The following is a 14,073-nucleotide window of genomic DNA, read 5'->3' as shown; positions in this document are numbered from 1 at the left end:
CCGTCCTAGAAGGTCAGCTTCCAGGAGTTGATGTGACCGACGTCCTGTGCCGCGACGTCCTTGACCTGCAGCTTCCAGGTGCCGTTCGCGACCTCGCCGGAGGCGTTGACCGTGTAGGTCGCGACGAGGTTGTCGGCGGAATCACTGTTGGAGCTCTTGAGCCGGTACGCCGTGCCGTCCGGGGCGACCAGGTCGACGACCAGGTCACCGCGGTAGGTGTGCACGATGTTGACGTCGACCTTCAACGTGGCCGGGGCGTTGCCCGTGACGCCGGAGACCGTGATGGGGCTCGTCACGGCCGCGCCGTTGTCCGGGATGGCCACGTCAGCGGCGTTCTCGAACTCCTTGGCGCCGGGCGTGGTGCCGCCGACCGCCGCATGCGCGTCGACGCGGCCCTCACCGAAGAAGTTGTTCTTCGCCGTGGTGCCGGCGCAACGGCTGTCGGAGCAGCTCAGGTCGTCCGCCTGGGTCGCCAGCAGCGTGCGCAGCTGGGCAGGGGTGGCGGTGGGGTTGGTGGACTTGAGCAGCGCGGCGACGCCCGCGACGTGCGGGGAGGCCATCGACGTGCCGGACAGGTTGCCGTACTGGCCGCCGGGCAGGGTCGAGTAGACGTTGCTGCCGGGCGCCGTGATGTGGATCTTGTCGGTGCCGTAGTTGGAGAACGACGACAGAACGTTGGCCGAGGTGATCGACGAGACGCTGACGACGCCGGAGACCTCGGTCGGGATGCTCAGGCACGCGTTGGTGACGGTGCGCTGCACGGCGGTGGAGTCGTTGGGGCTGGTCGAGTCGCTGGTCTTGTTCGCGAGGTTGTAGGTCGAGTTGCCCGCCGCCGCGACGTTGAGCACGCCCTTGCCCTCGGCGTAGGCCACCGCGCGCTTCACGCCCTCCAGGATCGCGTCCTGGTCGGCGTTGTCCGGGCAGTTGAACAGCCACGGGTCGGTGTAGTAGCTGTTGTTGGTCACCTCGAATCCGCGGTCACCGGAGAAGACCATGGCGCAGATGGTGTTCTCCGGGAAGAAGAAGTCCTTCGCCCCCTCGGAGACGCGCACCGAGGCGATCTTCACGCCGGGAGCGACACCGACCATGCCGAGGTTGTTCTTGGCTGCCGCGATCGTGCCGGCCACGTGCGTGCCGTGGGAGCTGACGGGGCTGGTGGCGGTGTTGGCACGCCATGAACCAGTACGGGTGTCGAGCTTGCCGTAGGCGCAGGAAGCGGAGTTGGCCGCGTCGAAGTTCGGCTTGAGGTCGGCGTGCAGGTCGTCCACGCCCGTGTCGAGCACACCGACCGTGACGCTGGACGACCCCGTGTTGACCGCCCACGCCTTGTCGGCACCGATCTGGGCCATGTCCGCGCGCAACGGCTCGCCCGCCGCAGGAGTGCTTTGCGGCTGTGCGGCGGGAATCGGCGGATTCGCCGCCGCGGCCGGGATGTCACTGGTGCGCGTGGCGCCGACCTTCTGCACACCGCTGACGGTGCGCATCTTGGTGGCGAAGTCAGTGGCAGCGGAGTGCGCGACGAGGACGCCAATGGCGTCGTACTTCGTCCACACAGTGCCACCGTTGGTGCTCACAGCCGTCTCGGCGCCGGAAGTGGCACCGGGCGCCGTGATGACCAGATAAGCACGCGTACCCGCGGCAGGTGCGGCAGCGGCGGGGGTGGCCGCCACCAGCACACCGGCGCCCACGGCCGCGGCGATGACCGCGGCGCGCAGGCGAGATCGTGAACCCAGGAACACGGATTCCTCCAGCTTTCTCAGCGGGCTATGCCCGCGCACTTCGCGCGGGTGCAGGGGCCCGTCAGAGTCCTTAGAGGAGGCTGGACGGCTTTCGGGACGCGGCGTTTCCAAGATGCCCCGTTCGGCTCACTACGAACGTCGCACGTCAGGCGTGTCGCGTGAACAATCCGACGAAGTGGTTCATGTCGGCCTGCACGCACGCTTCGTCGGCGTGCTTGCCCGTGCAGCCCGGCGCCCACCCGCTGCCGTCGCCGTAGTCGGAGAAGTGGAAGGGGATGTTCGCGGCCCGCAGGTGCGCCGCCGTCACCAGCGCCGTCTCGCGCGCCCGGTTCTCCAGCACGGCCTGGATCGGGTTGACCGTCAGATCGCCGCCGTCACCCGTGTACAGCGCGACACCCATGCCCCTCAGCGACGCGACGTGGTGCGCCGGGCTCTGCGCGTTCCAGACGCCGTCGAACGGCCAGACCGGCGGCCCGAAGACCGCGTCGGCGTTCACGGTCGGCGTGCCGCTCGCCGGGTTGACCATGGTGGCCGTGATCGCCGCGCGCAGTTCGGAGTTCCGCAGGTCGAGGCCACCGGAGAAGCTCCCGGCGTAGCCGAAGAGGTCGGGCCGGTGCTCGGCGTAGTGCAACGCCCCGAAACCGCCCATGGAGTGCCCGACGATCGCGCGGTCCGCCCTGGTCGCCTTCGTGCGCAGGTTGGCGTCCACGAACGGGATCACCTGCTCCAGGTGGAAGGTCTCCCAGTTCTGCGGTCCCGCGGCACCGGGGTTGACCCAGTTCGAGTACCAGCCGCGGCCACTGCCGTTGGGCTGCACGGTGATCAGGTCCGTGCCGGCCGCCGCCCTCTCCACGACCCGCTGGTTCCAGGCGGCGTCCGGGCGGTCGGGGTGGCCGTGCAGGTAGTACTGGACCGGATAGCTCCTGGTCGTCTCGTCGTAGTCGTCCGGCAGCGTGACGACGACGGCGTGCCTGCCGGGTTCCTGACCCTGCAGGAGGGTCGGTGCCGGCACCTGGTCCGTGGACACGCTGAAGACGAACGTGCGGCGGTTCTCGTCCACCCAGCGGGGTTGGCTCGTGACGGTGAGGCCGAACCCGTCAGCGAACCGCGGCGGCGTCTCGCCGGCCTGGGCTGCGGGACTGGACAACGACATCACGGCGGTCACGGCGGCGATCATGCGCAATCGGACTGACATGCCTCGATCATGCTGTCCGGCCAGGCCGGAGGACCAGGCCAGGGGACCGGCCATTGCCGGCCGGTCACCACCCACCACCGAGTTCGTGCTCACCGGCCGATCGTGGTGAGGCTGGCAGGCAGGCGTTCGAAGCCGCGCAGGATGCGGGTCGGGCGACGGCGCGCGCCGGGAAGGGGTGCCAGGTCCGGGAAGCGGTCGAAGATCGTGCGCAGCCCGATCTCGCCCTCCATGCGCGCGAGCTGTGCGCCGAGGCAGTAGTGGCGGCCTGCGCCGAACGACACGTGGTCGCGTGCGTTGGCACGGCTGACGTCGAACGCCGACGAGTCCTCGAACACCGACGGGTCGCGGTTGGCCCCGGCGAGCACCGTTGTGACGAGCTGGCCGCGGTGCACGGGGACGCCGGCGACCGTCGTGTCGCGGGCGCACATGCGGCCGGTCAGCAGGACCGGCGGGTCGTGGCGCAGCACCTCGTCCACGGCGTTGGCCCACGACGAAGGTTGCGCGCGGAGGGCTTCCAGTTGCTCGGGATGCCTGGTGAGCAAGGAGATCCCGTTGCCCAGGAGGTTGACGGTGGTCTCGAAACCGGCGGCCAGCACCAGGCCCGCGGTGGCCTTCAGCTCGCGTTCGGACAGGCCCTCGCCGTCCTCGCGGGCGGTGATCAGGCGGCTCAGCAGGTTGTCGCCTGGGTTGGCGCGCAGGGTGTCGAGGTGACCGGAGAGCCAGGTGTCGAACGAGCTGAGCGTCGTCTCCACGTCGCGGAACACGCGCCACGACAGACCCAGGTCGAGGCTGGGTGCGGCGGCCGCGCCGAGGGCCAGGACGGTCGCGCGTTCCTGCGGTGGCACGCCGAGGATCTCGCTGATCACCGTTACCGGCAGCAGGCCGCAGTAGGTCTCGATCAGGTCGACCGGGCTGGCGGGGTCGAGTCCGTCGAGCAGGTCGTCGGCGATCTGCTGGGTGCGGGCGCGCAGCTGTTCGACGGCGCGGGCGGTGAAGACGCGGGTGACGAGCTTGCGGTAGCGGGTGTGCGCCGGGGGTTCGACGGCCAGCAGTGACGGCGGCTGGACCGGGTGCATGACGTCGGTGGCGGACCACGCGGCGAGCTTGCCGAGGATGCCGGCTCCGAAACGCGGGCGGGCCGTCACGAACGCGTCGTCGGACAGGACCGCCTTGACGACCTCGTGCCGCGTCGTGGTGTAGCCGATCTTCGTGGCGGCGAGCGGGCCTTGGGCGCGGATCTCGTCGAACAGGCCTGTCAGGTCGGCGCCGGTGGAGGCCTCGACGGTGATGCGGCCCTGCAGGTCGCCGCGGCGGGCGGCCAGGCGCAGGACGGCGCGCGGCAGCGCGTGGCCGATGCTCCAGCGCACCGCCGGTTTGACGTGCTCTTCAGCCAGGCTCGTCACGGTTCGCAGCGTGCCCAGTGCGCCGCCGCGCGTCAAGGTCTCGCCCGTCCGGCTGACGGGAAGTCCACTTGGGACTCAGATCAAGCCCGGATGACGGGCACCTCCAGCGTGCGCACGGTCTCGTTGTCCGCGTCCGTGATCACGCCGGCGACCTCGGTGAACGGCAGCACGGAGAACCTCGACGCGGTGCCGATCTTCTCCGAGCTGGCCAGCACGTAGGTGTCCGCGGCCTGGTGGGCGAGCGCGCGTTTCATCGCGGCCTCGTCCGCGTCGCCGGTCGTGAGGCCCGTTTCGGGGTGCACGCCCGTGACGCCAAGGAAGAAGAGGTCTGCGTGCACGCCCCGTGCGGCTTCTACGGCAGCGGCGCCGCACGCGACCATCGAGTGCTTGAAGAGTCGCCCACCGATGACGTAGACCTCCACGTCCTGGTGCTCCTCCAACGCGCTCGCGATCGTCGGACTGTGCGTGACGACCGTGGCGTGCAGATCGAGCGGTAGCGCGCGTACGACGGCAAGGGTGGTCGTGCCGCCGTCGAGGATCACGGTGCTGCCCGGTTCGATCAACGCTGCCGCCGCCCGTGCGACCCGTTGCTTGCCGTCGATCTGCACGCCCTGACGCGTGGCGTAGTCGGCGATAGCGGGGGATACGGGCAGTGCGCCGCCGTAGACGCGTTGGCAGAGCCCAGCCGCCGCGAGATCGCGCAGGTCGCGGCGGATGGTGTCCTCGGAGATGCCGACTTCGGCGGCGAGGTCCTTGGCGACGATCCGGCCGTCGGTGCGCAGTCGTTCGAGCAGCAGTTCACGGCGTTGGGCGGCGAGCATGCACGTTTCTCCTTGTTTTTGCCGAGTGTTGCACATTATGGTCGGTCGCATGCTGATTCTGATCGCCGGGCCCTACCGCTCCGGCACCGGGGACGACCCCGAGTTGATGGCGCGCAACCTCGAACGGCTGGAGGAGGCGGCGTGGCCGCTGTTCCGCAGCGGGCACGTGCCGATGATCGGAGAGTGGGTGGCGTTGCCCGTGCTGCGCGGCGCCGGCGGCAGCGCGCCGACCGACCCGATCGCATCGGAGATCATGTACCCGACCGCGGAACGCCTGCTGCGGCACTGCGAGGCGGTGCTGCGGCTACCCGGCGAGTCGACCGGCGCGGACGAGGACGTGCGGATCGCGCGAGAGCGTGGACTGCCGGTCTACCACCGGGTCGAGGACGTTCCGGGCTACCGCGCGGCCTGACCGCGAGCGGCCAGAACGAACTCCCGCATCCGGCCGTGGTCCTTGACGCCACGGCTCGACTCGATGCCGCTGGACACGTCCACGCCCCACGGCCGCGCGACGCCGATCGCCCCGGCGACCGTCTCCGGAGACAGCCCGCCCGCCAGCACCCACGTGCCGGTGGGCGGGTTCTCGGCGAGCCGCGTGACGTCCCACTGCTCGCCCGATCCCGCGACGGGGGAGTCGATCAGCAGCAGCTCCTCGCCGAAAGCCCCGGTGCGCACGTCGGTCTCCGGCCCGAGCGCCGTGGCCCTCACCAGTCCGAACGGCAGCTCGGCCAGTTCGTCGAACGCTTCCTTCGGGTAGTCGCCGTGCAGTTGCAACGCGCGAACGCCCGTCTTCAACGCCATCTCGCCCGCCTCGGCGGCCGGGATCCCGCGCACCACGGCGACGGTGAGGACGTCCGCCGGCACCTCGGCGACGAGCCGCGCCGCCAGGTCGACGTCGATCTGGCGCGGGCTGGTCGTGAGCACGAACCCGACGGCATCGGCCCCCGTCTCGACCGCGACGGTGACATCGGACTCGGTGCGCAGACCGCACAGCTTCACGAACACACCACCGATCCTACTGATGTGGCCACGAACGCACTGTCACGCAGCTAACAGTCACAAGCCGATGCGCCGCCCGGTCCTTATTAATGGAAGAGACGGGCAACGGAGGCCGTGATGACTGAACATCAGCTAGCCACTTCGGTTTTGGTGATCGGCAGCGGCGGCGCGGGACTGCGCGCCGCCATCGAACTCGCGGAGAGAGGCGTCGACGTCCTGGTCGTGGGCAAGCGGCCCAAGGCGGACGCGCACACCGCGCTCGCGGCCGGCGGCATCAACGCCGCACTGGCCACGATGGACCCGTCCGACACGTGGCAGCAGCACGCGGCGGACACCATCAAGGAGAGCTACCTGCTCGCCAACCCGGAGATCGTGCGGGTCGTGGCCGAACAGGCGTCGCGCGGCATCGAGGACCTCGAGCGCTACGGCATGCCGTTCGCGCGGGAGGCCGACGGGCGCATCTCGCAGCGGTTCTTCGGCGCGCACACGTTCCGCCGCACGTCGTTCGCCGGCGACTACACCGGGCTGGAGATCCAGCGCACGCTCGTGAACCGGGCCACGCAGCTCGGCATCCCCATCCACGACACCTGCTACATCACGCGGATCCTGGTGCGGGACAACGTGGTGTTCGGCGCGTACGGGTTCGACCTCAACAACGGCAAGCGGTACGTCTTCCACGCGGACGCCGTGGTCCTCGCGGCCGGCGGGCACACCCGGATCTGGCGCCGCACGTCGAGCCGCCGCGACGAGAACACCGGCGACTCGTTCCGCCTGGCCGTGCTCGCGGGCGGCCGGATCCGCGACCCCGAGCTCGTCCAGTTCCACCCGTCCGGCCTGATCGAACCGGAGAACGCGGCCGGCACCCTGGTCTCGGAGGCGGCCCGCGGCGAGGGCGGAATCCTGACCAACGCGTCCGGCGAGCGGTTCATGAACCGTTACGACCCGCAGCGGATGGAACTGTCCACACGCGACAGGGTGGCGCTCGCCGCGTACACGGAGATCAAGGAGGGGCGCGGCACCCCGAACGGCGGCGTGTGGCTGGACGTGTCGCACCTGCCGCGCGAGCAGATCATGCAACGGCTGCCCAGGGTCTACCAGACGCTGCTCGAACTGCAGATGAAGGACATCACGCAGGAGGCCATCGAGATCGCGCCGACCGCGCACTACTCGATGGGCGGCGTGTGGGTGTCGCCCGCGGACCACTCGACGGGCGTGGACGGCCTGTACGCGATCGGCGAGGCGTCCAGCGGCCTGCACGGCGCGAACCGGCTCGGCGGCAACTCGCTCATCGAGCTGCTGGTCTACGGCCGGATCGTCGGCGAGGCGGCTGCCGAGTACTCGACTTCCCTGGACGCGCAACGACGTTCGCGCGTCGCGCTCGGCGAGGCGCGGTCCGAAGTGGACGAGCTGCTCGCCGCCGACGGCCAGGAGAACGTCCGCGCCCTGCAACGCGCGCTGCGCAACACGATGACCGAGCACGCGGGCGTCGTCCGCGACGAAGCCGGTCTGCGCAAGGGACTCGCCGAGCTGGACGAACTGGAGAACCGCATCCGCGACGTCGGCGTGCACCCCGACATCGCCGGGTTCCAGGACCTCGCCCACGCCTTCGACCTGAAAGCCTCGGCGCTCTCCGCCCGCGCGACCCTGGAGTGCGCCCTCGAACGCCGCGAGACCCGCGGCTGCCACAACCGGTCCGACCACCCGGACCTCGACCCCGCCCAGCAGGTGAACCTCGTCTGGGCGGGCCCCGGCCGGGTCGTCCGGGAGGAGATCCCCCCGGTGCCGGACGAGATCGCGTCGCTGATGCGCGAGGTCGACACGGCCGGCAAGCTGGTCGAGTGACCACCGAGGGGCGGGGAGGTCATCCCCGCCCCTCGTGCTCGTCACGGCAGCCGCAACGCCGTGGTGAACAGGAAGGCGCTGTCCTCCAGCGCCTCCACCCGGTGCCGGCGCTGCGGCATCGTCAGCAGGTCGCCGGGCGACGCCTCCCACGAGTCCGGCCCGGCCACCAGCCGTACGCGGCCGAGCAGCACCTGCACGGTCACCTCGCCGGGGTGTTCGTGCTCGTGCAGGTGCTCGCCCGCCCGCAACGCCATCACCGTCTGCCGCAACGCCGCCTCGTGTCCGCCGTGGACGGTCGCGGCACTGCGCCCGCTCGAAGCCTCGCGGGCGATGCCGACGTGGTCGCGCGCCAGCGCGTTCAGCGACGCCTTCACGGCCGGGGCGCCCTGAGGTGTCTGCGCGCCTCCAGTTCGTCCGGCTCGACGACGGTCAGCATCGGCTGGCCGGGCGCGCAGAACATCGTCACGACGAAGACGGATTCCTCGTCCGTGAGGTGGTTGCCGTCCTGGTAGTGGATGACGTCGCCGCCCGGCTCCCAGAACGTCCCGCCCGCGCGGACGACCCGCTCCGGCTCGCCTTCCAGTTCGAACGTGATGGCCCCCTTCACGACGTAGCCGTACGCGGGCCCGGAATGCCGGTGCGGCGGCGCGCCGGGACTGGACGGCGGCAGCGTCACGAGGATCGTCATGGCCTCGGCGCCGTCCGGGATCTGCGGCGCGCCCGGCACGGTGCCGATGACGTCGATCTTCGGCGGCGGGCCGCTCTTGCCGGGGTTGTCCAGGTGGTGGGTGTGGTCGTGGCTCATGTCAGAAAAGACCACGCAGCACACCGGTTTGTGACAACGTCGGGATTCCCGCCGAGAGGAAGACCGTTGTCCGAGGAGATCGCGGGCTGGGAGCTGTCCCGCCACGGCCGCGAGGAGACCTACCGCAAACGCTTGGCCAACGGCATCACCGTCCGCGCCCGCTGGGACGGGACCGGCACGGTCGAGGCGTACGCCGAGCCCGCCGGCGTCGGACGCACGCTCACCAGCAGTCGCAAGGAGTTTCGCGACAAGGAGGCGTTCTTCACCGCCGCGCGGCTCGTCGTCGACATGGCCGCGAACCTGCCGTCGTTCCGCGCGGGCGCCGAGACGCACGCGGACCACGCGCTGACCGGCGAGGTGGCCGGGTCCGTCGCGGCGATGCCGGGATCGGGCGGACTACCGGAGGCCGAGCTGACCTTCACGCTCACCGACGGGCGTTCGGTCACGCTGATCCTCACCGAGGACCAGTCGAACGACCTCACGTCGAGCATCCACTCGCTCAGCAAGCACGTCTGGTCCGAGCAGCACGAGGAAGAGTCCGCGCCGGAGATCGAGGCCGAGGTGCCGGACGTCAGCGAGATCGACGCCGGACCGGACACCGCGCACGAGCTGATGACTGTGCTGGAGCAGCGGTTCGGCGTCACGCGCGACTTCCTGCTCGCCCACGTCGACTTCTCCGCCGTGGTCGTCGTCGGCGAACCGGCGGTCAGCACGCTGCTGGAGCGCGCGGACGAACTCGCCGAGGCCATCGCGCCGAAGTGGTTCCCCGGCGCGACCGAACGGCCCGGCGAGATCTGGGTGGTGCTGTACCGCGACTCGACGCGCTGACGGCAGGCCGCGCTCAGCAGCGTTTGGTCCGCACAACGCCCCGGCTCGACTCCACGTTCACGAAGCTGAGCCGGTCGGGGTCGGCGGCACCGGGCGTGACGCGGACCTCGGCGTTGATGTTGATGTTGCGCTTCTCGCCGCACGGCACCCACTGGACCTCGGTCGCGTCCGGGCGGTAGCGGTTCTGCCAGTCGCCGCTGAACGGCCCGGTGAACTGCCGGGTCACCGTCGCGGTGGGCGAGGTGCCCTGCAGGTAGGTGCTGATCCGGCTCAGCCCGGTCGCGCCGTCCTGCAGGTGCGCGTAGCCCTCGTAGGTGGTGCGCGCCAGGCCGTAGGTGTAGCCCTGTGGCGCGTTCACCCGCAGGTTGACCTGGCAGTTCTTGCGCTGGTCGAGCGGGGACGAGCCACCGCCCGCCCGGGCCAGGAACGTGTGGTAGCCGATCGTGAACGCCCTGTCGTCCGTCTGGACGTCGGCGTCACCGGCCGGGCAGCCCGAACCGTTGACGGTGACGACCTCGAGGAACGGCGCCGGCTGCTCGGCCGGTGCCAGAGCGGACAGGGCGATGAGTGTTGCCGCTGCCGTGGTGAGCATGGTGAACCTCTCCGAGGAGTCGTGGCGGCGGCCTCAGACGGTAGCGGCGATGCGCCTGACGGTTCCCTGACGATTCACGGCTTGAAGGGCAGCAGTTCCTCCTCGACACCGGGCCTGACCACCACGCACGTCGACTCCGGCACCTCCTGCCACGCCCCGACCAGATCGCCGAGCGGTTCGGACACGACCAGCCGCGAATCATCGGTGAGGTCGTGCAGCGCCGGGTTGTCCGGGTACTGGCGGCGCAGGGTCGACACGTCGGTGCTGTGGAACAACGACCGCGACTTGCCGCGGCTCGAGTACCGGAACGCCCAGGTCGTGGAGCCGTCCGTGACCGCGACCGTCATCTGGACCGGGTACTCCACGCCCGCCCGCCGTCCGACGTCCTCGACGAACTCGACCATGCGCGCCACTGCGGCCGGCGGGTCCTGCTCCAGCCCGAAGCTGACGGCGAGGTAGAACATGATCTCCGAGTCCGTCGACCCCTCGATCAGCGGGAACAGCACGGGGTCGATCGCCAGCATCAGCTCGCGCCGCACCAGCGGGAACTTCGCGATCAGCCCGTTGTGCATCCACAGCCAGCCGCCGTGCCGGAACGGGTGGCAGTTCGACCGCTGCACTGCCCCGCCCGTGGAGGCCCGCACGTGCGCGAACACCCGGTCGACGGTGATCTGCGCGGACAGTTCCCGCAGGTTGCGGTCGTTCCACGCCGGTTCGGTGCTCAGGAAGAGACCGGGCGTGCTGGTGCTGCCGTACCAGCCGATGCCGAACCCGTCACCGTTCACGGCCGTCGCGCCCAGCCGGGCGTGCTTCGACTGCATGACGAGCGAGTTCTCCGGCGCGTAGAGCAGTTCCTCCAACAGGACCGGCGAACCGGAATACGCGAGCCACCTGCACATGTCGAACCTCCTGAACACCCAGCGCTACATGGGAACACGTAGCAGAGGGGAAGGGGAGGTTTGCGGCGACGCGCCCCCTCGGGCAGCATGGCGGGGGTGACGGTCCCTCCCGGCTTACGGCCCCCGCCCTACGAACAGCCGCGCGGGAACTTCGAGACGATCGAGGTGTACGCGCCCGTCGCGCAGGTACCGGTCCCGGCCGAGCCCGCCCCGGAGCCCGAGGACCGCTCCGACCTCGCCGTCATTGGCCCGATCGCCGCGCTCGTGCTCGCCCTGACGATCAGCACCCTGATCCTCGAGCACCCGGCCGCCCGCGCCGTCGCCGCCGGTCTCGCCACCATCGGCCTGGTCGTGGCCGTCGCGCTCATGCTGATGAGCAGGAAGCCGCAGCCCGGCCGGCACGTGGCCCGGCACGCCATCGACCCCGAGGCGACCGAGCGGATCGCTCCTCCCGGCTGGGGCGCGACCGACCGGCGCCGGTGACGGGCGCCGATCGGTTCCCGAAAGCTCACTTCAGGGTCGCGAGACCGGCCTTCGCGTACTTTTCGTCCAGGTCGCCGCTGGGCGCGCCACCGACGCCGATGCCCGCGACGGACGTGCCGTCGACCGCCACCGGCACGCCGCCGCCCAGGAACAACGTGCCGGGGATGTCCCGCAGCGTCGCGCCCTGGCCCGTGACGCGACCGGCGAGCTCCGAGGTCGGGGCGTTGAACGACACCGCGGTGAACGCCTTGCGGCGCGCCGACTCCTCGGTCTGCGGGCCCGCGCCGTCACCGGCGAGCAGCACCACGACGTCGCCGCCGCGGTCCACGACGGCGACCGTGACGCGCTGGTTCTCCTTCTCTGCGGCGTCGAGGGTGGCCTGGGCGGCCCTGATCGCCGCGTCGATGGTCAGCACCTTCTCCGTGCGGGTGGTGGTGCGCTGGTCGGCTGCCGCGTAGCCGCCGCCGATGCTCAGCACGACGAGGGTGGCGACTGCGATCTTCTTGAGGTCCATGGCCACCACGGTGCTCCGGTCCGGGCGGCTTTCCCTGGTGGTGACGGTTGAACCTCGGTTCAACCCATCGGTTGACCCGTGGCGGTGCGTCTCTCGCCTACAGTCGCCGACGTGTGGCTGCACAGGGCGATGCACGCGGGTTTCTCCGTGCTGCTGACGGCGTCGGCGGCGCGGTACGTCGCGTACCACGGCGCCGATCTCGTCGTGCTCGGCCTCGCTCTCGCGCTGGCGCTCGGTTATCCCGCGAGCGTGCGGTGGACGCGGGCGTTGCCGCTCGTGCTCGCCGTGTGGCTGGTGCTGGTGTGGCTGGCGCCGAGCTTCGGCTGGTGCGCGATCCCGTTGTTCTTCCAGTGCCTGCGCCAGCTCCGGCCCCGCGTGGCGCTGCCGATCGCGGCCGTGCTGACCGCGGCCGTCGTGCTGGCCCAGATCAGGCTGGCGGCGACGTTCGACTGGTCGCTGGTGCTCGGCCCGGTCGGTGTCGCGGTGCTGACGGCGGCGGTGTTCTTCGACCGCGCCCGGCTGCTGCACGAGGCCGGGGTGCTGGAGGAACGCCAGCGCCTCGCGCGCGAGATCCACGACACCCTCGCCCAGGGCTTCTCCAGCATCAACCTCCTGCTGTCGCTCGGGGAGTCCGAGAAGGCCGCCGAGGTCGCGCGCGAGAACCTGGGGGAAGCGCGGCGGTTCGTCCGCGACCTGTCACCGATCCACGGCACGCTGGTCGACGCGCTGCACCGGCTCTGCCCGCACGTGGAGGTGGACGGCGACCCGTACGCGCTGAGCGTGCAGACGGAGGTGGCGTTGCTGCGGGTCGCCCAGGGCGCGGTCGCGAACGTCGCCGAGCACGCGCGAGCGAGCAGGGTGGCGATCACCCTGTCGTACCTGGGAGACGCGGTGACGCTCGACGTGGTGGACGACGGCCGGGGCTTCGACCCGGCGCAGGTGAGGACGGCGGACGGCCGCGGCTACGGGCTGGCGTCCATCCGCGGGCGCATCACCGAGCTGGGTGGCACCGTGTCCGTGGAAAGCGCGCCAGGGGAGGGAACCGCTGTGGCCGTGACGGTGCCGACGCCATGAGGGTGCTGGTGGTGGACGACCACCCGGTGGTCCGGTTCGGGCTCGTCGGCCTGCTGTCACGCGACTTCGAGGTGGTCGAGGCCGCGACCGGGGAGGAGTCGGTGACCAGGGCGTCCACTGTGGACGTCGTGCTGATGGACCTCCAGCTGGGCAAGGGCATCGACGGCGTGGAGGCCACCCGCAGGATCCGCGCGCTGGAGAACCCGCCGCAGGTCGTGGTGCTGACGACCTACGACTCGGACGCCGACATCGTGCGCGCGGTCGAGGCCGGTGCGATCGGGTACCTGCTCAAGGACTGCGGTCCTGAAGACCTGGCCGAGGCCGTGCGCACGGCGTCTACGGGCCAGACCGTGCTCTCGCCGGACATCGCGCAACGGCTGCTGCGCCAGGTCCGCGGCCCCGCGCCGAAGCTCAGCAAGCGCGAGGTGCAGATCCTGGAGCACCTCGCCCGCGGCCTGTCGAACCGGGAGATCGCGAAGGAGCTGTTCATCAGCGAGGCCACGGTGAAGACGCATCTGGTGCGGATCTTCGTCAAACTCGGCGTGGAGACCAGGACGGCGGCCGTGACGACCGCCGTCGAACGCAAGCTGATCCGGCTTTAGTGGCGTGACCCGGAACGTTGGCTGGGTAATTCACGCTCAGCAGGACACCTCGCGACACCGCCAGCCAGTACGAGGACGTGGGGGCGGCGCCGCGATGCGCCCGTCTGACCGCGAATTCGCCCGGCAACGTTCCGGGCCACGCCACTAGTAGCGTGTCGCTGCTTAGTTATGGAGTCTTTGGCTGGGAGGCTGTTGTCATGGCCTCCCAGTTGAAGCGGCCGGTCACGTTGTCGGCGCGGGATCGTGAAGAATTGCTCCGGCTGACCACCACGGGCGT

16 protein-coding genes are annotated in these 14,073 nt (G+C 70.6%); 6 read left to right on the top strand and 10 right to left on the bottom strand.

Annotation, left to right across the window (positions count from 1 at the left end):
- Window positions 1-5 precede the first annotated feature (5 nt).
- From DFR72_RS37945 to DFR72_RS37930, 4 genes are all read right to left on the bottom strand, one after another.
- On the bottom strand, window positions 6-1,739 hold the full coding sequence (locus DFR72_RS37945; RefSeq protein ID WP_211335670.1) for a S8 family peptidase: 1,734 nt from the start codon (window positions 1,737-1,739) through the stop codon (window positions 6-8).
- A gap of 145 nt (window positions 1,740-1,884) precedes the next feature.
- A complete protein-coding gene (locus tag DFR72_RS37940; protein ID WP_090071843.1) occupies window positions 1,885-2,934 on the bottom strand; it encodes an alpha/beta hydrolase in 1,050 nt (349 codons plus the stop codon).
- An 89-nt stretch (window positions 2,935-3,023) separates the two neighbouring features.
- Window positions 3,024-4,337 carry a cytochrome P450 gene (locus DFR72_RS37935; RefSeq protein ID WP_170176584.1) on the bottom strand — a complete coding sequence of 438 codons (1,314 nt, stop codon included), beginning with the start codon at window positions 4,335-4,337 and terminating at the stop codon, window positions 3,024-3,026.
- An 80-nt stretch (window positions 4,338-4,417) separates the two neighbouring features.
- Window positions 4,418-5,158: a DeoR/GlpR family DNA-binding transcription regulator gene (locus DFR72_RS37930; RefSeq protein WP_090071846.1), complete on the bottom strand. Its 741-nt coding sequence runs from the start codon at window positions 5,156-5,158 to the stop codon at window positions 4,418-4,420.
- Between the two features lie 49 nt (window positions 5,159-5,207).
- Between DFR72_RS37930 and DFR72_RS37925 the strand changes: the two genes are divergently transcribed.
- Complete coding sequence (locus tag DFR72_RS37925) at window positions 5,208-5,570, top strand: DUF4406 domain-containing protein (RefSeq protein WP_177224640.1); 363 nt, start codon at window positions 5,208-5,210, stop codon at window positions 5,568-5,570.
- Here DFR72_RS37925 and DFR72_RS37920 read toward each other — a convergent pair.
- On the bottom strand, window positions 5,555-6,163 hold the full coding sequence (locus DFR72_RS37920; RefSeq protein WP_090071848.1) for a phosphoribosylanthranilate isomerase: 609 nt from the start codon (window positions 6,161-6,163) through the stop codon (window positions 5,555-5,557). The two genes, DFR72_RS37925 and DFR72_RS37920, sit on opposite strands and share 16 nt — an antisense overlap.
- Window positions 6,164-6,274: 111 nt before the next feature.
- Here DFR72_RS37920 and DFR72_RS37915 point away from each other — a divergent pair, with 111 nt between their 5' ends.
- A complete protein-coding gene (locus DFR72_RS37915; RefSeq protein WP_090071850.1) occupies window positions 6,275-7,999 on the top strand; it encodes an L-aspartate oxidase in 1,725 nt (574 codons plus the stop codon).
- Window positions 8,000-8,040: 41 nt separating this feature from the next.
- Here the strand turns inward: DFR72_RS37915 and DFR72_RS37910 are convergent, their stop codons facing one another.
- Together DFR72_RS37910 and DFR72_RS37905 are read right to left on the bottom strand one after the other, a co-directional pair.
- Entirely contained in the window at window positions 8,041-8,373 is a 333-nt protein-coding gene (locus DFR72_RS37910) for a cupin domain-containing protein (RefSeq protein WP_090071852.1), read from the bottom strand.
- Window positions 8,370-8,804 carry a cupin domain-containing protein gene (locus DFR72_RS37905; RefSeq protein WP_090071854.1) on the bottom strand — a complete coding sequence of 145 codons (435 nt, stop codon included), beginning with the start codon at window positions 8,802-8,804 and terminating at the stop codon, window positions 8,370-8,372. The genes DFR72_RS37910 and DFR72_RS37905 overlap by 4 nt, the downstream gene beginning before the upstream one ends.
- A 66-nt stretch (window positions 8,805-8,870) precedes the next feature.
- Here DFR72_RS37905 and DFR72_RS37900 point away from each other — a divergent pair, with 66 nt between their 5' ends.
- Window positions 8,871-9,632 carry a hypothetical protein gene (locus tag DFR72_RS37900; protein ID WP_090071856.1) on the top strand — a complete coding sequence of 254 codons (762 nt, stop codon included), beginning with the start codon at window positions 8,871-8,873 and terminating at the stop codon, window positions 9,630-9,632.
- Window positions 9,633-9,645: 13 nt separating this feature from the next.
- Here DFR72_RS37900 and DFR72_RS37895 read toward each other — a convergent pair whose 3' ends face one another.
- Both DFR72_RS37895 and DFR72_RS37890 read right to left on the bottom strand, forming a co-directional pair.
- On the bottom strand, window positions 9,646-10,224 hold the full coding sequence (locus DFR72_RS37895) for a DUF4360 domain-containing protein (protein WP_090071858.1): 579 nt from the start codon (window positions 10,222-10,224) through the stop codon (window positions 9,646-9,648).
- A gap of 74 nt (window positions 10,225-10,298) precedes the next feature.
- On the bottom strand, window positions 10,299-11,123 hold the full coding sequence (locus tag DFR72_RS37890) for a class II glutamine amidotransferase (RefSeq protein WP_090071914.1): 825 nt from the start codon (window positions 11,121-11,123) through the stop codon (window positions 10,299-10,301).
- 96 nt (window positions 11,124-11,219) lie between these two features.
- On the opposite strand from DFR72_RS37890, the gene DFR72_RS37885 reads away from it, so the two are divergent.
- Complete coding sequence (locus DFR72_RS37885; protein WP_143086970.1) at window positions 11,220-11,606, top strand: hypothetical protein; 387 nt, start codon at window positions 11,220-11,222, stop codon at window positions 11,604-11,606.
- A 25-nt stretch (window positions 11,607-11,631) separates the two neighbouring features.
- Here DFR72_RS37885 and DFR72_RS37880 read toward each other — a convergent pair whose 3' ends face one another.
- Window positions 11,632-12,120, bottom strand: coding sequence for a GlcG/HbpS family heme-binding protein (locus tag DFR72_RS37880; RefSeq protein WP_090071916.1), 489 nt, complete (start codon window positions 12,118-12,120; stop codon window positions 11,632-11,634).
- Between the two features lie 111 nt (window positions 12,121-12,231).
- On the opposite strand from DFR72_RS37880, the gene DFR72_RS37875 reads away from it, so the two are divergent.
- Both DFR72_RS37875 and DFR72_RS37870 read left to right on the top strand, forming a co-directional pair.
- Window positions 12,232-13,194, top strand: a complete 963-nt coding sequence (locus tag DFR72_RS37875) for a sensor histidine kinase (protein WP_245983808.1) — start codon at window positions 12,232-12,234, stop codon at window positions 13,192-13,194.
- Window positions 13,191-13,796, top strand: a complete 606-nt coding sequence (locus DFR72_RS37870; protein ID WP_090071862.1) for a response regulator — start codon at window positions 13,191-13,193, stop codon at window positions 13,794-13,796. The genes DFR72_RS37875 and DFR72_RS37870 overlap by 4 nt, the downstream gene beginning before the upstream one ends.
- Window positions 13,797-14,073 lie beyond the last annotated feature (277 nt).

The organism is Lentzea flaviverrucosa (genome assembly GCF_003350445.1).
Lineage (GTDB): Bacteria > Actinomycetota > Actinomycetes > Mycobacteriales > Pseudonocardiaceae > Lentzea > Lentzea californiensis.
Note: the sequence above shows the minus strand (reverse complement) of the source record. Positions and strands in the feature narration are given on the sequence as shown.